General features: G+C 66.4%; 14 protein-coding genes and 1 other annotated feature. Of the genes, 6 read left to right on the forward strand and 8 right to left on the reverse strand.

Going from position 1 to position 18,667, the window contains the following annotated elements; translation table 11 throughout:
• Positions 1 to 339: a sequence feature (16S ribosomal RNA rRNA prediction is too short), on the reverse strand.
• Between the two features lie 504 nt (positions 340 to 843).
• Both argJ and recQ read right to left on the reverse strand, forming a co-directional pair.
• Positions 844 to 2,061 carry a bifunctional glutamate N-acetyltransferase/amino-acid acetyltransferase ArgJ gene (gene argJ / locus ACY3GB_RS12835; protein WP_463089081.1) on the reverse strand — a complete coding sequence of 406 codons (1,218 nt, stop codon included), beginning with the start codon at positions 2,059 to 2,061 and terminating at the stop codon, positions 844 to 846.
• A gap of 77 nt (positions 2,062 to 2,138) precedes the next feature.
• Positions 2,139 to 3,935 carry a DNA helicase RecQ gene (recQ, locus tag ACY3GB_RS12840; protein WP_463089082.1) on the reverse strand — a complete coding sequence of 599 codons (1,797 nt, stop codon included), beginning with the start codon at positions 3,933 to 3,935 and terminating at the stop codon, positions 2,139 to 2,141.
• A gap of 269 nt (positions 3,936 to 4,204) precedes the next feature.
• Here recQ and ACY3GB_RS12845 point away from each other — a divergent pair, with 269 nt between their 5' ends.
• The 4 genes from ACY3GB_RS12845 (at position 4,205) to ACY3GB_RS12860 (ending at position 9,004) form a co-directional block, all read left to right on the forward strand.
• Positions 4,205 to 4,684: a surface-adhesin E family protein gene (locus ACY3GB_RS12845; protein ID WP_463089083.1), complete on the forward strand. Its 480-nt coding sequence runs from the start codon at positions 4,205 to 4,207 to the stop codon at positions 4,682 to 4,684.
• A gap of 72 nt (positions 4,685 to 4,756) precedes the next feature.
• The gene (locus ACY3GB_RS12850; protein WP_231155040.1) at positions 4,757 to 5,533 is read left to right on the forward strand and encodes a ParA family protein; all 777 of its coding nucleotides are present in this window, start codon (positions 4,757 to 4,759) and stop codon (positions 5,531 to 5,533) included.
• 11 nt (positions 5,534 to 5,544) lie between these two features.
• Positions 5,545 to 8,121 carry a sensor histidine kinase gene (locus tag ACY3GB_RS12855; RefSeq protein ID WP_463089084.1) on the forward strand — a complete coding sequence of 859 codons (2,577 nt, stop codon included), beginning with the start codon at positions 5,545 to 5,547 and terminating at the stop codon, positions 8,119 to 8,121.
• Positions 8,111 to 9,004, forward strand: coding sequence for a response regulator (locus tag ACY3GB_RS12860; RefSeq protein WP_463089085.1), 894 nt, complete (start codon positions 8,111 to 8,113; stop codon positions 9,002 to 9,004). The genes ACY3GB_RS12855 and ACY3GB_RS12860 overlap by 11 nt, the downstream gene beginning before the upstream one ends.
• Here the strand turns inward: ACY3GB_RS12860 and ACY3GB_RS12865 are convergent.
• Positions 8,988 to 11,264 (reverse strand): DNA internalization-related competence protein ComEC/Rec2, encoded by a 2,277-nt coding sequence (locus tag ACY3GB_RS12865; protein WP_463089086.1) that lies wholly within the window; start codon positions 11,262 to 11,264, stop codon positions 8,988 to 8,990. The genes ACY3GB_RS12860 and ACY3GB_RS12865 overlap by 17 nt on opposite strands.
• Before the next feature lie 181 nt (positions 11,265 to 11,445).
• On the opposite strand from ACY3GB_RS12865, the gene ACY3GB_RS12870 reads away from it, so the two are divergent.
• Both ACY3GB_RS12870 and ACY3GB_RS12875 read left to right on the forward strand, forming a co-directional pair.
• Complete coding sequence (locus ACY3GB_RS12870) at positions 11,446 to 12,033, forward strand: phage tail protein (RefSeq protein ID WP_221666114.1); 588 nt, start codon at positions 11,446 to 11,448, stop codon at positions 12,031 to 12,033.
• Positions 12,034 to 12,093: 60 nt separating this feature from the next.
• A complete protein-coding gene (locus ACY3GB_RS12875) occupies positions 12,094 to 12,429 on the forward strand; it encodes a DUF6916 family protein (protein WP_231155044.1) in 336 nt (111 codons plus the stop codon).
• 33 nt (positions 12,430 to 12,462) lie between these two features.
• Here ACY3GB_RS12875 and ACY3GB_RS12880 read toward each other — a convergent pair whose 3' ends face one another.
• Genes ACY3GB_RS12880 through ACY3GB_RS12900 form a run of 5 tightly spaced genes read right to left on the reverse strand, consistent with a single transcriptional unit; the run spans position 12,463 to position 18,662 of the window.
• Positions 12,463 to 12,990 (reverse strand): GNAT family N-acetyltransferase, encoded by a 528-nt coding sequence (locus ACY3GB_RS12880; RefSeq protein ID WP_463089087.1) that lies wholly within the window; start codon positions 12,988 to 12,990, stop codon positions 12,463 to 12,465.
• Between the two features lie 45 nt (positions 12,991 to 13,035).
• Positions 13,036 to 15,135, reverse strand: coding sequence for an HlyD family efflux transporter periplasmic adaptor subunit (locus tag ACY3GB_RS12885; RefSeq protein WP_463089088.1), 2,100 nt, complete (start codon positions 15,133 to 15,135; stop codon positions 13,036 to 13,038).
• A 1-nt stretch (position 15,136) separates the two neighbouring features.
• Positions 15,137 to 16,462 carry an efflux RND transporter periplasmic adaptor subunit gene (locus ACY3GB_RS12890; protein WP_463089089.1) on the reverse strand — a complete coding sequence of 442 codons (1,326 nt, stop codon included), beginning with the start codon at positions 16,460 to 16,462 and terminating at the stop codon, positions 15,137 to 15,139.
• A gap of 5 nt (positions 16,463 to 16,467) precedes the next feature.
• Positions 16,468 to 17,190 (reverse strand): efflux RND transporter periplasmic adaptor subunit, encoded by a 723-nt coding sequence (locus tag ACY3GB_RS12895; protein WP_463089090.1) that lies wholly within the window; start codon positions 17,188 to 17,190, stop codon positions 16,468 to 16,470.
• On the reverse strand, positions 17,187 to 18,662 hold the full coding sequence (locus ACY3GB_RS12900) for a TolC family protein (protein WP_463089091.1): 1,476 nt from the start codon (positions 18,660 to 18,662) through the stop codon (positions 17,187 to 17,189). The genes ACY3GB_RS12895 and ACY3GB_RS12900 overlap by 4 nt, the downstream gene beginning before the upstream one ends.
• Positions 18,663 to 18,667: the final 5 nt, after the last annotated feature.

Consider the following 18,667-nt stretch of genomic DNA (forward strand, 5'->3'; position numbering starts at 1 on the left):
GATCAGGCTTGCGCCCATTGTCCAAAATTCCCCACTGCTGCCTCCCGTAGGAGTCTGGGCCGTGTCTCAGTCCCAGTGTGGCGGATCATCCTCTCAGACCCGCTACTGATCGTCGCCTTGGTGAGCTCTTACCTCACCAACTAGCTAATCAGACGTCGGCTGCTCGTATAACGTGAGGCCTTACGGTCCCCCACTTTCCCCCTCAGGGCGTATGCGGTATTAATCCGGCTTTCGCCGAGCTATCCCCCATTACACGGTACATTCCGACGCATTACTCACCCGTTCGCCACTCGTCAGCGGTGCAAGCACCCTGCTACCGTTCGACTTGCATGTGTAAAGCATGCCGCCAGCGTTCAATCTGAGCCAGGATCAAACTCTTCAGTTCAATCTCAAGCAAATTTTCTGGCACGCAAGTTCAAAGAAATAAACAAGTATCTCTTGTCTCTTGCAGTGCAAGTGTTCGGCTTTCGCCAAGCACTTACACCTATCGGTTATTCGTTCTGTTAAAGAGCAGTGCCATCCGCTGCGTCGTCATCACCGGAACCGTTTCGTTTCCGCTGTTTCGTTCGCTGCGTCAGCTGAGGAGACGAACTATACCTGCGCCCTCCCCCTCGGTCAACAGGTTTTTTTAGAAAAGATGGGGGTTTTCTAAAATTTCTTCACAACCAACTGATAACAAACAAATTAATACATTGGTCTTTATTTGAGAAACGCTTCCCTTTCTGCTGAAACTGGCTCTCCGGGCCAAGATCTCCTATTCGAAAAATGAAAAAAGCCCCGATATCTCGGGGCTTTTTTCTTCTGATGCGCTTTTCCAAACTTATTTCAGCCCGCACCACCGCCTTAGCTACGATAATCGGCATTGATGCGCACATACTCATAGGAGAAGTCGCAGGTCCACACTCTTGCGCTGGCCGCGCCGCGTCCCAGCTCCACCCGAACGGTGATCTCGCTCTGGTTCATCACCGCCTGGCCCTGCTCTTCCTTATAAGAAGGATTGCGTCCTCCGTCGCAGGCGACCAGCACGTCATCCAGATATAAGGAGAGACGATCGACGTCCAGGTCGGTGACGCCGGCGTAGCCGATGGCGGCCAGCAAGCGGCCGAGGTTCGGATCGGACGCGAAGAAGGCTGTCTTCACCAGCGGCGAACGGGCGATCGCGTAGGCTACGTCCTTGCACTCGGCCACCGAACGGCCGCCATTCACTTCGACGGTGATGAACTTGGTGGCGCCTTCGCCGTCGCGGACGATGGCCTGGGCCAGTTCGATGGCGACATCCAGCAGCGCCTGCTTCAACTGTTGATAAGCCGGCTGCTCGGCCGAGTCGATCAACAGCGCGCCGCTCTGCCCGGTGGAAATCAGGATGAAGCTGTCGTTGGTGGAGGTATCGCCATCCACGGTGATGCTATTGAATGATTGGTCGGCCACCTCGCGCACCAGCTGGTTCAGCATCGGACGGGTGACGGCCGCGTCGGTGGCGACGAAGCCCAGCATGGTCGCCATATTGGGATGGATCATGCCCGACCCCTTGGCGATGCCGGTGATGGTCACCGGCTTGCCGCCAATGTCCAGCTTGCGGCTAGCGGCTTTAGCCAGGGTATCGGTAGTCATGATGGCCTCGGCGGCCTCGGCCCAGTTCGCCTGGCGCAGCGTAGGCAGCGCGGAGACGATCTTGTCGGCCGGCAGCGGCTCCAGGATCACGCCGGTGGAGAAAGGCAGCACTTGCTCGGTTTGCAGCTGGTTCAGCTCGGCCACCGCCCGGCATACGGACAAGGCGCGCTCGCGGCCGTCGAAGCCGGTGCCGGCATTGGCATTGCCGGTGTTGACCACCAGCGCGCGGATCTGCACCCCGGCGGCCAGATGCTCCTGGCACAGCTGCACCGGCGCCGCGCAGAAACGGTTGCGGGTGAACACGCCGGCGACGGTATTGCCCTTGTCCAGCTTCACCACCAGCACGTCCTTGCGGCCCGGGGTCTTGATGCCGGCTTCGGCCACCAGCAGTTCGACGCCGGCGACCGGCGGCAATAGGCCGGCTTGCGGGGGATTCAGATTCACAGCCATGAAATTCTCCAGCATTTACATATATGCGACGGATTGTATAAGAATTTCGCCATTCATGGCTGGGCAAATCGTTTTGCCTATTCCTGCGCCTCGCGCAGGCAGCTCAGCAGCGCCTCGCCGTAGCGGGCCAGCTTCAGCTCGCCCAGACCGTAGATGCGCTGCAGGCCGGCCGGGCTATCCGGGCGTTTTTCCACCAGATCGCGCAGCGTGCGGTCGGAGAACACCGCGTAGGCCGGCACATTGTGCTCGTCGGCCACCTGGCGGCGCCAGCGCCGCAGCGCCTGCCACAGCCGCTCTTCGCGCTCGGTGCGCAGCCAGCGGTCGGCGCCGCCGCTGCCGCGCGACTTCTTCTCGTCGGCCAAGGGACGCAGATAGATGCTCTGCTCGCCCTTCAGCAACGGCCGGCAAGCGTCGGTCAGCACCAGCGACTGGCCGCGGGCGATATCCACCTGCACCAGCTGGCGCGCCACCAGCTGGCGGACGATGGAGCGCCACCAGCGCTGGTTCATGTCCTTGCCGATGCCGTAGGTGCTGAGCTGGTCATGGCGGTGATGGCCGATGCTGGGATTCTGCCGTCCCAGCAGCACGTCGATGACGTGGCCGGTCGGAAAGCGCTGCCCCACTCTATAGATGCAGGACAGCAGCTTGCGCACCGGCTCGGTGGCGTCGTAGGTGATGGGCGGATGCAGGCAGTTGTCGCAATGGCCGCATGGTTTGCTCGCCTCGCCGAAGTGCGCCAGGATGTGCTGGCGGCGGCAGCCTGCGGTTTCGCAGAAGGCCAGCATCGCGTCCAGCTTGCTCAATTCCACCTGTTTTTGCAGCTCGGCCATCTCGCCGCCTTCTATCATCTGCCGCAGTTGCACCACGTCGTTGAGGCCGTAGCACAGCCAGCTGGCCGACGGCAGGCCGTCGCGGCCGGCGCGGCCGGATTCCTGATAGAAGTTTTCCGGGCTCTTGGGCATGTCGATGTGGGCGACGAAGCGCACGTCCGGCTTGTCGATGCCCATGCCGAAGGCGACGGTGGCCACCATCACGATGCCGTCCTCGCGCAGGAACAGCCGCTGATTGGCCTCGCGCTCGGCGTGGCTCATGCCGGCATGGTAGGCCAGCGCCTCGATGCCGTTCTCCCGCAGCCACTGCGCGGTGTCCTCCACCCGCTTGCGCGACAGGCAGTAAACAATGCCGGTGGCGCCCTGGTGCTCCTGGCGGATGAAATCCAGCAGCTGCTTCTTGGCGTTGTGCTTTTCCACCACCTGGTAGAACAAGTTGGACCGGTCGAAGCTGGACAGGAACACCCTGGCCTCGGACAACTTCAGGTAATGAATGATGTCGAGCCGGGTCTGCTCGTCGGCGGTGGCGGTCAGCGCGATGCGCGGCACATGGGGAAACTGCTCGGCCAGCATGCCCAGCTGCTGGTATTCCGGCCGGAAATCGTGGCCCCAGTGGCTGACGCAGTGCGCCTCGTCGATGGCGAACAAGGCGATCTTCAGGCTGGCGATGAACTCCTGGAAGCGCGGCGTCAACAGCCGCTCCGGCGCCACATAGAGCAAGTCCAGCGTGCCCGCGCGCGCCTGGCGCGAGATATCGCGCGCCTCGTCCTGCGAGGTGGCGGAATTGAGGCAGGCCGCCGCGACGCCCAGCTCCTGCAACGTGGCCACCTGGTCCTGCATCAGCGCGATCAGCGGCGACACCACGATGGCGACGCCGTCGCGCAGCAACGCCGGGATCTGGTAGCACAGGCTCTTGCCGCCGCCGGTGGGCATCAGCACCAGCGCGTGGCCGCCGTGGGCGACTTGCTCGACGATCTCCTGCTGCTGCCCGCGGAATTCCGGGTAGCCGAAAATATGATTGAGGATGGAGACTGCGTCGTGCATGACGGGACGGGATGGCGCGGGAGAAAACGCCATTGTACGGCAAGGAGGCCCCCGGGACGAGCCGGGCAAAAAAATGGCCGCCAGGTGATGGCGGCCTCAAGTTGGATGGAGACAATGTGAAACGAAGAGGAAAAATGCTCTCGCACTACGGAAGACCGGCCCCGCCGCGATAAAGTTCCGGACTTTCTGCAAAAATCTGCCACGGCGCCGCAAACGGTTTTCCCGCGCTCCCGGCTATGCGACACTGGCGCCATCTTCTGGAGACATTCATGCGCACCCTGTTCACCACCCTGGCCGCCGCGATTTTGCTGGCCGGCTGCGCCGCCGCGCCGCAACGGACCACGCCGACCCAAACCGTCAAGCCCTCCGCCCCCGCGCCGGCCCAGGCCAGCGCCGACTGGCAGAACCTGGGCGTCTCGCCCAACGGCAATATCCTGAACGAGCTGGATCTGCTGTCGATCAAGCGCCAGGGCGCGGTGGCGACCTTCCGCGACCGCAAGACCATCTTCAATCTGAAGAAGGAAAACTTTCTGACCACCCCGCGGCACAAGACCTCGCTCAACACCTGGCAGATCGATTGCGCGCAGCACGTCTTCCGCTTGCTGGACATGACCTTGTTCGACGAAAACGGCCGCCAGATCGCCAGCTTCTCCTATAATGACGGTCAGATAAAATCCATGCCGGTGGTGCAGAATTCCGCCAGTTATCAACAAATGCTGCTGGTTTGCAAAGGACAGCCCGGTTTCTGAAAACCGCCGGACGCCTGGGCTCCGCAGCGCCCATCCTTTCACCTGCCGCACCGCCAAACTACAGGAGTCTCCATGACCATCCGACGCGTGGTATTCAATCAGAAAGGCGGGGTGGGCAAATCCACCATCGCCGTCAATCTGGCGGCGGTGGCGGCCAGCCGCGGCCGGCGCGTGCTGTTGATCGACCTGGACCCGCAAGGCAACGCCAGCCACTATCTGCTCGGCGCCGCCGGCGGCGAAGCCGGCCCCAGCCTGGCCGACCTGTTTCAGCAGATGCTGAACATCTCGCTGTTCGCCAAGGAGCCGCATGAGTTCGTTCGCGGCTCCGGCATCGACGGCCTGTCGCTATTGGCCTCGCATCCCGAGCTGTCCGAGCTGATGGCCAAGCTGGAATCGCGCTACAAGATGTTCAAGCTGAAGGAGGCGCTGGACCAGCTGGCGCCGCAATACGACGAGATCTGGATAGACACCCCGCCTGCGCTCAATTTCTATACCCGCTCGGCGCTGATCGCGGCCGACCGCTGCCTGATCCCCTTCGATTGCGATGCGTTCTCGCGCCACGCCCTCTATAACCTGAAAGAAAGCGCCGACGAGATCCGCGCCGACCACAACCCCGATCTGTTCATCGAGGGCATCGTGGTCAACCAGTTCCAGCCGCGCGCCAGCCTGCCGGTGCGGCTGGTGGACGAATTGAAGGCGGAGGGCCTGCCCGTGCTGGCTTCCCCGCTGTCGGCCTCGGTCAAGATCCGCGAATCGCACCAGGCCGCGCGGCCCATGATCTACCTGGATCCGCGCCACAAGCTGTCCCGTGAATTCGAGGCGTTGTACCAAGAGTTGAGCGATCGCTGACGAGGGAGCCCATGCCGAGGTTGAACCGCCTCACCTCGCTGCTGCTGTGCGGCCTGCTGGGCTTAGGCCTGTTGCTGGGCGAATACTGGCTGCTGCTGGAGCATGACCGGGAAGAGCGCCAGCAGCGGCTGCAGCACTGGGGCGCGCTGGGCACCGGCATCGTGGTCCTGCAGATCGAGAACGCGCTGGAGCATTCCCGCATACTGGCGCAACAGCTGGCGGGCGCCGACGCGCCCCACAGCCTGACCGATCTGGCGCGCCGCGTGGTTCGCGACGACAGCGTGTTCGCCGGCATCGGCACGGTGGAGCTGGTGGAGCAGAACCGCCGCGCCGCGTTTGAAAACCGCATCGCCACCAGCATCCGCTTCCTGCAGAACCAGCATCTGCAGGCCAGCCCGGTGCAACTGCAATACTACCCGGTGGCCAGCTATCTGCCCGACGACGCCAACGCGCTGCCCCAGGGCCTGGATCTCAGCCACCGGGGCAACTCCAAATGGGTGCTGGACCTGGCCCGCCGCAGCGACCAGCCCATGCTGCTGTCCGGCCAGCCGCTGGATACCGGCATGCCGCGCCTGGACGTCGTCACCCGCCTGGACAACGACCATACGCTGCTGCTGCTGCACCTGCGCCAGGACAAGCTGATACAGCCGATCAACAACGAACTGATCAGCGGCAACCCTCTGCGCCATGTCCGGCTGCTGGCCTGGGGCAAGAACCAGCCCGACACGCCCTTGCTGGACTCGGCGCCGGGCCGCCCGCTGCCGACCGATTCGCCGATATTCTCCCGCCTCAGCCCGGTGGGCGGCACCGATCTGCAGCTGGGTGCCTACGCGCTGGAACCGGTGCGCCCCCAGCTCGGCCCGGTCGCCTGGACCATCCTGACGGCATCCGCGCTGGTGCTGGCCCTGTTCCTGCTGGCGCAGCAGCGGCAGCTGCGCGGCGGCCTGCTGCAGGAAAAGCTCGCGGCGAATCTGCGCCTGCAGTTGCAGGAACTCGACCGCACGCTGCGCGAGCAGATCAGCGACCGCGAGCAGTCGCAGCAGGCCCTGGCGCAAAGCGAGGCGCGCCAGCGCGCGATATTGCAGGCCAGTTCGGACGCCATCATCCTGATCCACCGCGACGGCCACATCATCCAGGCCAATCCGGCCGCCGCCAAATTGGTGGAGCAAAGCGCCCAGTCGCTGGAAAACCTGCCCGTCGGCGTGCTGTTCCCGGAACTGTACACCCCTGAGCCCAGCCCCCCGTTCGAACAGACCGCCCAGCGCCACGAAGGCCGGCCGTTCGAGGCCAGCCTGCTGCGCAGCGACGCCCAGCGCCTGCCGGTGGAGCTGTCCTTGAGCCGGGTGGTGATGCCGGACGACTGGTTTTACGTCACCGTATGCCGCGACATCTCGCGCCGCAAGGAGCAGGAAGAGGCGCTGATCCGGCTGAAGAACAGCCTGGCCGAACAAGTCGAGGTGCAGAGCCGGCAGCTGGCGGCCCTGCTGGACGCCAGCCCGCTGGCGATGGCCTACATAGTCGATCGCCACCTGCGCCAGGTGAACCACGCCTTCCTGGAACTGTTCCAGCAGCAGGGCATGGACGTGATCGGCCAGCCCACCATGCCCTACTTCGAAAACCCAGAACAATGGGAGCGCACCGGCAAGGCGCTGTACAGCCTGCTCAACGACGGCAAGGTGGTGCAAACCGAGGTCAGGCTGCGCACCGGCAAGGGCCAGCTGTTCTGGTGCCGGCTGCACGGCCGCGCGGTCAATCCCTCGGTGCCCAAGCTCGGCACCATCTGGGTGTACCAGGACATTTCCGCCCAGCGGGCGGTGGAGGAAACCCTGCGCCACGCCAAGATCCTGGCCGAGGAAACCAGCCGCGCCAAGACCGAGTTCCTGGCCAATATGTCGCATGAGCTTCGCACTCCGCTGCACGCCATCCTAGGCTTCACAGAGATGGGCCAGCTGCGCGCGCAGGGACAGGGCGACGCCAAGGCCGAGCAGTACTTCGCCCGCATCAATACCAGCGGCAGCCGGCTGCTGATGCTGCTCAACGATCTATTGGACATGGCTAAGATGGAAGTGGGACGGATGGAATATTCGATCGGACGCGGCAATCTGACGCAATGCCTGAGCGAGGCGTGCGACGAAATGACGCCGCTGGCCGGCCGCAACCAGATCCAGCTGAAGCTGAGTTGCGAGCCGGAGTTGCTGGCGGCCGACATCGACCCCTTCCGCATGGGGCAGGTGATACGCAACTTGCTGTCCAATGCGATCAAGTTCAGTCCGGCCGGCTCGGAGATCCAGGTGAAGGCGACCCTGGCCGAACGGGACGGTTCCGACTGGATCATGACCAGCGTCGAAGACGACGGCCCCGGCATCCCGGAAAAGGAGCTGGAAACCATCTTCGACAAGTTCATCCAGAGCAGCACCACCAAGACCGGCGCCGGCGGCACCGGCCTGGGTCTGGCCATCAGCCGAGAAATCGTGCATGCGCACCACGGCTGGATCACCGCCGGCAACCTGCCAAAGGGCGGCGCCATCTTCACTTTCGCGATTCCCTGCCATTTTCAGCTAAAGGAGGACGACTCCGATGTCTCATAAACTCCTGCTCGTCGACGACGAGCCCTTCAATCTGGAGCTGATGACGGAGCTGCTTCAGGACGCCGGCTATGAAACCCGGCAGGCGGAAAACGGGGAAATCGCCTGGGACATCCTGGCCAGCGAAGGCGAGCAGTACTCCACCGTGCTGCTGGACAAGATGATGCCCGGCATGAGCGGCTTCGACGTGCTGAAGAAGATCAAGGCCGAACCCCGGCTGGAATTCCTGCCGGTCATCATGCAGACCGCGATGGGCGCGGCCTCCAGCGTGCAGGAAGGCTTGGCCGCGGGCGCTTTCTACTACCTGACCAAGCCGTTCTCGCGCGACATGCTGCTGGCCATCGTCGGCGCCGCGGTCGGCCACTGGGACCGCTATGCCCATTTCCGGGAGCTGGCCAACCTCCACGTCGACGCGCTCAAGCACCTGAACGCCGCCACCTTCCGTTGCCGCAGCCATCGCGAGGCGCAGGCGATCACCGCGCTGCTGGCCAAAACCTGCCCGCAGCCGGAACGGGTGGCCACCGGCCTGTTCGAGCTGCTGGTCAACGCCATCGAGCACGGCAACCTGGAGATCAGCTACGAACAGAAAAGCCAGTTGATCGCCGCCGGCAACTGGGAGCAGGAGCTGGAAAACCGGCTGGCCGCGCCGGCCTACCGCGACCGGGAGATCACGGTGGCGTTCTCGCAGCAAGGCAAACAGCTGCAATTCGTCATCGAGGACATGGGGCCGGGCTTCGACTGGGAGTACTACCAGAACGCCGAGCCGTCCTCGCTGATGAACAGCCACGGCCGCGGCATCCTGATCGCGCGCAAGCTATCGTTCGACGATCTTCGCTATCAGGACAAGGGCAATCGCGTGGTGGCGCTGGTCAATCAGAGGGAATGACAGCCTCTTCGCCGCAGGGACCGGCATCGCGCCAGTAGCGAGGCGCTTCGCGGCGCAGGCAGCGCCAGGCCAGCCCATCCCCCATCTCCAGCGTCAGCGCGCCGTCCAGATCGGTGCGCAAAACCGCCGCCCCCGCGCGCCGGAAGCGCTCCAATACCAGCGAGTGCGGATGGCGGTAGCGGTTCAAGTGCCCGGCGCTGACCACCGCCAGCCTGGGGCTCACCGCCGCCAGCCAGGCCTCGCTGCTGGCGGTGCGGCTGCCGTGATGGCCGGCGACCAGCACGCTGCTGACCAGACGCAGGCCAGGCTGGGCCGCCAGCGCCTCCTCCATCCGCGCCGGCGCGTCGCCGCTCAGCAGCAGCGCCTGCCGTCGCGTGGCCACCCTCAATACGCAGCTTCGGGCATTATCCTCGTCGGCCTGCCATCCCGGCGGCGGACCCAGCATGTCGAAACGGACGCCGTCCCATTCCCAGCCCTGCCCTTGCGCGCATCCCGCCGCGCCCGGCGCGGATTCCGGCTGCCCCGCCAACACCCGCCCCACCGGCAGCGCGGCCCTCACGCCCGCCGCCGCGCCGTCGTGGTCGCTGTCGTGATGCGACAGCAACAACGCGTCCAGCCGATCAACGCCCAGGCCCCGTAGCTGCGGCAGCACCACGCGTCCGGCCTCGCCCGCTCCGGTATCGAACAGCAGCGCATGGTCGGCCGTCTGCACCAGCACCGACAAGCCCTGCCCCACGTCCAGCACCGTGGCGCGGGCGACGCCCCATTCCGGCCCCGGCGGCCGGTAGACCAGCAAGGGCAGCAGCAACAATCCGCCCAGCCCCTTGCCGGGCACGCCGCGCGGCGCGATAAGCCACACGCTGCCGATGCCCGCCAGCGCCAGCAACGCCCATGGCGCGCCGGCCACATGCCAGGCCGGCCCATGCGCCAATACGCCGACCATCCAGTAAAATCCGCGCGCCAGCCAGCCCGCCAGCGGCAACAAGCCATCCCAGGGCAGGGCGACGGCCAGCAGCGACAGGGGGGTCAACAAGACGGAGACATAAGGGATGGCCAAGGCATTGGCCAGCGGCGACAGCAGCGGAAAACCGCCGAACAGCGCCGCCAGCGGCGCCAGGCTGGCGATGCCGGCCGCCCACTGCCCCGACGCCGCGGCCCGCCAGCCGACGGGAGGCCGCCGCCGCGCCAACGAGCTGAGCATCAACGCCGCCACCAGGCCAAAAGACAGCCACAGGCCGGGCGTCAGCGCCGTGAACGGGTCCAGCAGCAATACCAGTGCCAGAGCCAGCCACCAGGCCTGGAACGGCGACAACTGGCGCCGCCATAGCAGACAGGCGCTGCCCGCCGCCAGCATGAACAGCGTGCGCTGGGTCGGCACGGTGAAGCCCGCCAACAGCGAATACAATGCCGCCGCCGACAGCGCCAGCATCGCCGTCGCCACTCGGGGCGCGCGCAGCCCTGGAATACGCCGCACCAGCCTGGCGCAAACCCATGCCACCAGCGCCGCCAGCATCGTGATGTGCAGGCCGGACACCGAAACGATATGGGTCAAGCCGGTGGCGGCGAACAACTGCCAATCCTCTCTCGCGATCCGCTGCTGCGCGCCCACGGTCAAGGCCGCCACCAGCGCCGACTCCCGCCCCTCGCCCAGCGCGCGCTCGATGCGCGCCACCTGGGCGCCCCGCCAGCGGTCCACCCAGGCCATCAGATCGTTCCGGTCCGCTAGCCGCTGGCGCGGCTTGCCCGCCGATCCGCTGGCGAGCAGCACCTCGGACCAGAGCCAGCGCTCGGCGTCGAAGCCGAAGGCATTGGCGCTGCCTCGCCGCGGCTTGAAACGCGCGCTCAACTGCCAACGGCTGCCCGGCGGCCAGTCTCGCCGTTGGTAGTCGTGCAGCTGCACCCGCTCCGGCAGCGCGACGCCCGGCGTCAGCGTCTTCTCCACCTCCAGCGTCAGCCGGACGCCGTACTCGCCGGGGTCAGGCAAACCCCGGACGGTGGCGACCAGCTCGACCGGCTTCTGCCACCACGCCGGCGGCAGCGATTGCTCCAGCCGCCACTGCGCGCGCAGGGCGGCGTAACCCAGGCCCAGCAGCAAAGCCAGCGCGCAGACAGCCCCCTGCCGCAGCCATGGCCGCCCGCGGCATCCGGCAACCGCGGCGGCGGCCGTCCCCGCCGCCAAGCCAATCCACCATGTGCCGGGCAGCGCCGGCAGGAAAGCGCAAACGACGACGCCGGCCACCCAGGCCATCCACTGCGACATGTTTCCTCCGGCTCTGCGGCCCGCCGCCTGCCCGGCCTATGGTTCCTAGGTAAAACTACTTGGCAAAACAACGGGCAATGTCGATTGAATTTAAAACCCCATGGACTAAACCTATGTCAACGGATGGGTTTTTTCCCCTGCCGGCACCCCGCCGACGGGATCATCTGACGAAGGAGCGAACGTGGAAGCTTATATCGGCAGCATTATCCCCTTTGCCTTTGACTATCCCCCGGTCGACTGGGCGCAATGCCAGGGCCAGACGCTGCAAGTCTCGCAAAACCAGGCGCTGTTCGCCGTCATCGGCAATCATTACGGCGGCAACGGCAGCACCAACTTCCAACTGCCCAATTTGTGTGGCCGGATGCCGATCAGCATCGGGCCGGCTCAACCCACTTACAACCTGCCGTCCTACGCGATCGGCAATTTCGGCGGCCAGCAAACCGTCGCGCTGCTCACCTCCAACATGCCGCTCCATGCCCACGGCACCTCGGCGGTCAACGTCAGCTTTCAGGCGTCGACGATTCCAAACCCGTCCACCCCGGCCAGCGCGCCCAGCACCAGCAATCCCTATCTGGGCGCGTCCGGCGCCGGCACCGGCCTCGCCACCATCTGGAGCCAGCAATTGGAAAGCCCGGTCACCGTCAAGGGCCTGGGCCTGACCGGCAACACCGACGTGGCCGGCGGCACCACCCCGGTCAGCGTGCTCAACCCCTTCCTGGCGCTGAACTTCTGCATCGCGGTTCAAGGCCTGTTCCCGACACGACAATAAACACAAACCTGCCGGCGGAGCGGATAGCGTCCGCCGGCATTGCCATGCAAGGGGAATGCCATGCTGGACACGTTGAGCAGCGAGGATTTCACGCCGCTTCTGGGGCAATGCTGCCGCTTTCGCGCGGCGCCGTGGCCGGAGGTGGAGCTGCAGGTGCAATCGATACGGCAAAAGCCTCTGTCCCAGGTGCCGGGACGGGAGGGGAGCGAACGCACGCCGTTCGTGGTGGAGCTGGTGGCCACCGCGACCACCGAACTGGTCGATGCCGTCGGCCAGTTGCAACTGCCGGCGGCCGGGGAGCTGCCGGCGCGCACGCTGGACAATGTTTGGATCAGCCGCACCGGCGCGATGGGCCGCGACCGGCGCTACTGTTATTTCCAGCTGCCTTTCAATTAGCGCCTCTCCGCCAGCCGGAACCGGCTGGCGGCCTCAGACCGCGCCGGCCATGATGGCCCGGCCATTCGGATGCCAAACCAGCTTGTCGGCCATCGTGCCGGCCTCTTCCAGCACGAAACCCAGCGACTGGTAGACCCGGCGCGCTTCGCCGTTGTTATGCCAGACCACGGCGGCCAGCGGCGCGCCCACCTGCTTCGCCGCCTGCTGCAGCCCTTGCAGCACAGCCTTGCCATAACCCTGGCCGCGCGCCTCCGGCAGCATGGCCAGGAAAATGATGCGCACTTCGTTGGGCCCGAAATCGACCATCACCGCGCCGACCGCGCCGCCGGTCTTTTCCACGATGAAATGCATGGCGTTCGGGTAATTTTGCCCCGTTCCCTGTTGTAACACCTGCAATTGCTGGCGCTGCACCGTGTCGATCAATTCGGCGTCGCCGTTTATCCACTGCAAGTCGGGCCGCGCGCTGCGGTAAATGCGGTCGATGCAAGGCGCGTCGGCCTGACGCGCCGGACGCAGCGACAAGGACGGGCATAACGAGGAAAAATGAAGTTCGGCAGACACACATGCCTCCTTGCCAGTTCATGGAAATAGGAATCCCGCGCGCCGCTACAGCCCCGCCTCGCGCTCAAGCACCGCCGCCAGCCTGCGCCAGCCCAGCAGCAGCAGGCTGTAGCGCTCGCCGCTCAGACGCGCCCAGCCGGACATTTCCCGCAGCGGCGGCGTCCGCCGGTCGCAATCCTCCAGGCGGACCCGGAAAATCGCGCGCAAGGGCACCAGGTCGCGGTCTCTCAACTCGACCGGAATCGGTCCGCCATACACGGACGCCAGCAACGGCTGCTCCAGCGCCGCCTGGTTCAAGCGGTCTATCGGCCCCAGCCGGCAAGCGATGGCCCAGGTCTCGCCGCTGTCCGGCACGAAACGGGCGGCATCGCCGCGCCGCAGGCCCGCCAGGCCGTCCTCGTCGACATAAGCCTCGCCCCTCACCCCATCGGCGCCGACCACCTGCAACAGGCGCTCGCCCTGGGCCACCACGGCACCGGGCCTCAACGCCTCGCTCACATCGGCCACCCGGCCGGCGAAGGGCGCGATCAGCGCCAGCCGGTCCCGCTGGCTCTGCAGGCCCGCCACCTGCTGCCGCGCCGCCTGCCACTGTTGCTGCAAGGCGGTGCCCTTGCTCTGCAGCTCGCTGTTGAACGACTGCTGCGCGACTTGCCAGGCCAGATCCGCCTCAAGCACCTTGGCCAAAGCCAAACGCTGGTCGAGTTGGGGCGAAGCCAGCTGCGCCAGCGCCTGCCCCGCCTTCACGCTTTGCCCTTCGCGCACGCTCACGCCGGCGACCACGGCAGCCTCCGCCGCGTACAGCCCCTGGGACTGGGCGGCCCCCATCACCGCCGGGCTGGACAGTCCGTTCTGCCACGGCAAGGCCAGAAACAGCAGCAGCAGGGCCAGCAGGGCGGCGCTGCGCCGGGTTTCCATCCGCCAGCGCAGATCGGCGCGGCGGCGCCACCATGCCGACACCTCGCCGACGATGGGCCTGGCGATGAACCATCCCAGTTCGACGAACAGCAGCAGCAGGCCCAGCGTCTTGAAAAACATGTGGTAGACCAGCAGCGCGATCGAGGTGAACAGCACCAGGCGGTACAGCCATGTGGCCCAGGCGAACAGGATCAGGCCGCGCTGGCGGGCCAGCGGAAAGCGTTCGGGAACCGGGTCGTCCAGCCCCAGCAGCCAGCGCCTCAGCTGCCAGCGCGCCAGCGCGAAGGAGCGGGCGTGCAGATTGGGCACGCCCAGCCAATCTGACAGCAGGAAATAACCGTCGAAGCGCATGAAGGGGCTGGAATTGATGGCCAGGGTCGCCAGCCAGGTGGTGGTGGCCAGCAGAAACACGCCGGCGCGCAGCGGCCCCTCGGGCAGCGCGCACCAGGCCAGCGTGGCCCAGGCCGCCAGCGTCAGTTCGGTCAGCATGCCGGCGGCGCCGATCAGCAGCCGCTGGCGGCGCGAAGGCAGTTTCCAGGCGTCGTTGGTATCGGTGTACAACACCGGCACCATCACCAGGAAAGCCACGCCCATCGCCGGCACCCGGCAGCCGAAATGGCGGGCGGTCAGCGCGTGGCCCAGCTCGTGCGACATCTTGGCCAGGCTCAGCGACGCCGCGATGCCCAGCGCCGCGGTCCAGCCGCCGTAGCCGGAAAACGTGTGGGTGAACTCGTCCCAGCGGCGCGACGCCAAGGCCAGCCCCAGCAGCGCGACGCCGGCCATCGCCAACCAGAACGCCGGCCGGAACACCCATCCGCACCAAGGCAGCAGGCGGTTGAGCCAGGCCTCCGGCCGGAGCAGGGGAATGCGGAAAAACAGGTAGTTCTTCAGCAGCCACATCGCGTGGCTCGGCCGGCCGGCCTGGCGGACTCGCCATAACCAGTCGCTGTCCGCCGCCTGCAGCAATTGATGATGCAGCAGAAAACGCAGCAGCTCGGCCAGATCGTCCTCGCCCAGGTGCAGCGTGGTTTCGGCGTTGACCGCCTCCAGCACCGCCGCGCCGCTGCCCAGCGTCCAGCGCGACAGCATTTCGAAGCTCGCCCAACCCAACTGGTAATAGCGGTTGGCCGCCGGATCGTGCAGCATCCAGCTGGGCGATCCGTCCGCCAGATCAGGCCCGGCGTGCAGCGTCAGTTCCTGGCGCAACGGCGGCAGCGCGCGGGCGGCCACGCTACCAGCCCAGCCATTGCCGCGCGGCGGTCAGCGGCCGCCGCAGCGCGTAATACGCGAGGGGCACCCAGTCGCCGTACACCCGGGCGGTGCCCATCTGCCCCAGCAACGGCAGCCGCTGGCCAGCGGCGAACCGCGCCTGCAGCCGGTAAGCCAGCAGATTGCCCTCGCCGGCCTCGGCCTTGTAGGCCACCCGCAGCAGCGTGGCCTCGTACGACTGGAACGGCGTGGCGTTCGGATACAGCGTCACCTTGCCGCCCGGCTCCAGATCGATCGCCTCCGCCGCCGGCAGCCAGGCGGCCAGTTCCACCTTGGATGGATCGGCGAGCGTCATCACCTTCTCGCCCTGGGCCACCGCCTTGCCCTGCCAGTCGTTCCGGTCGGAAAACACCACCACGCCGTCGGCCGGCGCGGTGACGTGCAAGCGCTTCAACTCGCGGCCTGCGAAATCGGCGCTGATGTCCTTCTCTTCCAGCTTGGCCTTGTCCTGCGCCAGGGCGAGCTTGCCCTTGTCGTCGGTCAGCGCCAGCTGGGCGCTGGCGCGGAAGCTTTCCTCCGCCGCGCTGGCCTCCTCCTTCGCCAGCGCCAGCTGGCTGGACAGCACGGTGGCGTCCAGGTCGAACAGCGCGGTGCCGCGCCTGACCGGCTGGTTGGGCAACACCGCCACCTTGTCTATCACCCCGGACACCGGCGCGCGCAACAGAATGGGGTCGCTGGGCACCACCTCGGCGCGGGCCAGCACGCTGAGCCGCACCGGGAAACAAACGACAAGCAGCGCGGCGATCAGCAGGCGCTTGCGGCGGCGGCTCTCGCGCAGCCAAGTCTTCGCCAGCGCCGTCCAGTCGCGCCGCGGCGCATGCTGGCGCAAGGCGTGGCCATAGCCGTGGGCCAGCTCCTCGGCCAGTTGCACCTCGTACTCGCTCCATGGCAGATCGCGGGCCAGCAACAAGGCGCCGTGCCCATCCAGCCTCAGCCACAAACCGTGCTCCGGCAGCCAGTGCGCCCATTCGTCGGCCAGCGCCTCGGGCAGCCCGGCCGCGTCGTAACACACGCTGAGCCGGTCGGGCTCCGCTGTCGCCAGATGGCGGAACAAGGCTGACAGCCACTGCAGATAAGGGGCGGTGGGGTCCGGCTCGGCCAGCCCTGACAAGACGGCGACATGGGCGCGCAGGCCCTCACGCCAGAACGCCGCCTGGCGGTAGGGCAACAGGTGCTGGGTCTCGTTGACCATGACGAAGCCCAGGCGCTCCGCGCCGTCGGCCTCGCGGGCGCGATGCAGCAATTGCAGCAGCGTGGCTAATTCCCGGCTGCGGTCGGCGTGGCCCATGGCGGCTACTTGAAGTTGGCCCAGCCGCTCATGCCGGGCAGCAGGTTGGCGGCTTTGCCGTCTATCACGCCGATCGCCAGGATGGTCTGGCTGACCGGGTCGATCTGCGCGCCCAACCGCTCGATGCGCGCGGGGAAGCTGGCGCCCAGCTCGTCCACGGCGACGCTGAAGCGGCTGCCCGGCTTCAGCGTCGCCAGCCATTTGGACGGCACCAGCATGCGCAGCTCGAGCGAGTCGGCATCGACGATGTCCAGGATGGGGTTGCCCGGGTTCACGTACTGGTGCACCGCGGCGCTGCGTTTGGCCACCCGGCCGTCGAAGGGCGCGGCGATGCTGCACTTGGACACCAGCGTTTGCGCGTAGCTGGCGTCGGCGGCCGCCTCCTTGGCCTTGCCCTGGGCCTGCGTCAGCTCCAGCGTGCCGACCGAGTTGTACTTGGCCAGCTGGTTGTTCACCTTCAACAACTGGCTGGCGGCCTCCAGCGAGGCCTGGGCCTTGCGCAGCTGGGCGCGGTAACTGCTGCAATCGAACTCCACCAGCGGCTGGCCGCGGCGGAAGCCACCGCCCTCCACCACCGGCATCGCGGAAATCTTGGCCGGGATTTCGCTGGACAGCGTCACCGCGTGGCGCGACATCAGCTGCACGCGTATCCGTCCGTCGGCGGCCGTGGCCGGCGGCGCGGCCTGCGCGGCCATCGACAGGGTCATCACGATCCAGGCCAGCCTCATTGCCTGCCCCCCGAGACCGTCCCCTGCCACTGGTTTTCCGCGCCTTGCAGCGCCTGGCTCAGCGAGGCCAGGTCGTAGCCCTTGGTGGTGGACGGCAGCGGGTCCAGGCCCAGGCTGGCGCCCATCAGGCCGTAGGCATTCTGCAGATCGCCGTAGGATTGATACAGCCGCAGCGACGAGAACACCGCGTTGGCGTCGGCGAGTATGCCCTGCAGCCGCGCCGACGCGCCGCTCTCCACCGCGTTGCGGGTTTGCTGGTAGATGGCCTGGTCGACGCCGTTCAGCTCATGCTCCAGCTCGTACTGCCGCGACTTGCCCTGGAAATCCAGATAGGCGACGTGCACCTGGGTCAGCACCGCCATGTTCAGCGCCAGCCGCTGGGAATCGCTGACCTGCTTCTGGGCGTCGGCGGCGCGGGTGATCGGCCCGGCGCTGAACAGATTGAGCAGGTTCCAGCTGATGCGCAGGCCGGCGTCGCTCCAGGAGTTGTTGACCAGGAATTTGTTGCTGTCGTAATGCTGGCCGACGCTGAACTCCAGCCCCGGCAGCAGCTTGGCGATGGCCCTGCGGGTTTCCAGCGCGCTGATGCGGCTGCTGTACTGCGCCTCGACCACTTCCGGCCGGTTCAGCAAGGCCATCTCCTCCATCCGGCCGACATCCATGCCCAGCGCCGGCACCGGCATGCCGGATGGGGTCGCCACCTGGAAATCCTGGCCCGGCGACACATTCATGATCGCGGCCAATCGAGGCTTGGCCTGCGACAGCGCATTGCGCACCGCGCTCATCTGGCGGATCACATCCAGCAACTGGCGGCGATAGTTGAGCGCGTCCAGCGGCGAGCGCAGCTTTTGCTTCTCAACCTGCCGCGCGTCCTCCAGCGCGGACTGGGCGTCTTTCAGCAAGGCATCGACCCGCCCCTGCAGCTGCTGGGCGCCGGCCGCCTGCCACCATGCCTCCCGCACCTGCTGCATCAGTTGCTGCGCCACCTTGCGCTTGCGCTGCTCAAGAATCAGCACCCGATCCGCCTGCTGCTGAGCGGCGTAATAACTGACGCCGAAATCCAGCACGTTCCAGCTGAGGTTCAGGTCGGCGGTGCGGTCGCGCTTCTCGGTGGAGATGGACGGCACCAGCGATTGCTCGCCGGTGGCGACGTTCTGCGACGACGACGCGTTGTCCTTGCTGCGGGTGGTGTAGCCGGCGGCCAGCGCCAGCTTGGGCAGCATGTCCAGGCTGGACAGATCCAGCTGCCGCTGCGCCATCGCCTCCTCCATCAGCTTCACCCGGTAGTCCAGGTTGTACTTGAGCGCCCGCGCCATCGCCTCCTGCAGCGTCACCGGCGCGCTGACAGCCTCCTGGCTGCCGAACATCGTCTGCCTGTCGGCGCGGAGCTGGGCCTGGCGCTCGGCCAGGCTCAACGGTTGCGGCGTCACCGCGCAGCCGGCCAGCGCCAGCGCGCACGCCAGCGGAACCAATCGGA

The sequence above is a fragment of the Chromobacterium sp. Ag138 genome, from assembly GCF_055181315.1.

Excerpts from the sequence above, each read along its gene's own strand:
- recQ (WP_463089082.1), bottom strand. The coding sequence starts at position 3,935 with ATGCACGACGCAGTCTCCATCCTCAATCATATTTTCGGCTACCCGGAA.
- ACY3GB_RS12850 (WP_231155040.1), top strand. The coding sequence starts at position 4,757 with ATGACCATCCGACGCGTGGTATTCAATCAGAAAGGCGGGGTGGGCAAA.
- argJ (WP_463089081.1), bottom strand. The coding sequence starts at position 2,061 with ATGGCTGTGAATCTGAATCCCCCGCAAGCCGGCCTATTGCCGCCGGTC.
- ACY3GB_RS12875 (WP_231155044.1), top strand. The coding sequence starts at position 12,094 with ATGCTGGACACGTTGAGCAGCGAGGATTTCACGCCGCTTCTGGGGCAA.
- ACY3GB_RS12845 (WP_463089083.1), top strand. The coding sequence starts at position 4,205 with ATGCGCACCCTGTTCACCACCCTGGCCGCCGCGATTTTGCTGGCCGGC.
- ACY3GB_RS12865 (WP_463089086.1), bottom strand. The coding sequence starts at position 11,264 with ATGTCGCAGTGGATGGCCTGGGTGGCCGGCGTCGTCGTTTGCGCTTTC.
- ACY3GB_RS12855 (WP_463089084.1), top strand. The coding sequence starts at position 5,545 with ATGCCGAGGTTGAACCGCCTCACCTCGCTGCTGCTGTGCGGCCTGCTG.
- ACY3GB_RS12895 (WP_463089090.1), bottom strand. The coding sequence starts at position 17,190 with ATGAGGCTGGCCTGGATCGTGATGACCCTGTCGATGGCCGCGCAGGCC.
- ACY3GB_RS12890 (WP_463089089.1), bottom strand. The coding sequence starts at position 16,462 with ATGGGCCACGCCGACCGCAGCCGGGAATTAGCCACGCTGCTGCAATTG.
- ACY3GB_RS12860 (WP_463089085.1), top strand. The coding sequence starts at position 8,111 with ATGTCTCATAAACTCCTGCTCGTCGACGACGAGCCCTTCAATCTGGAG.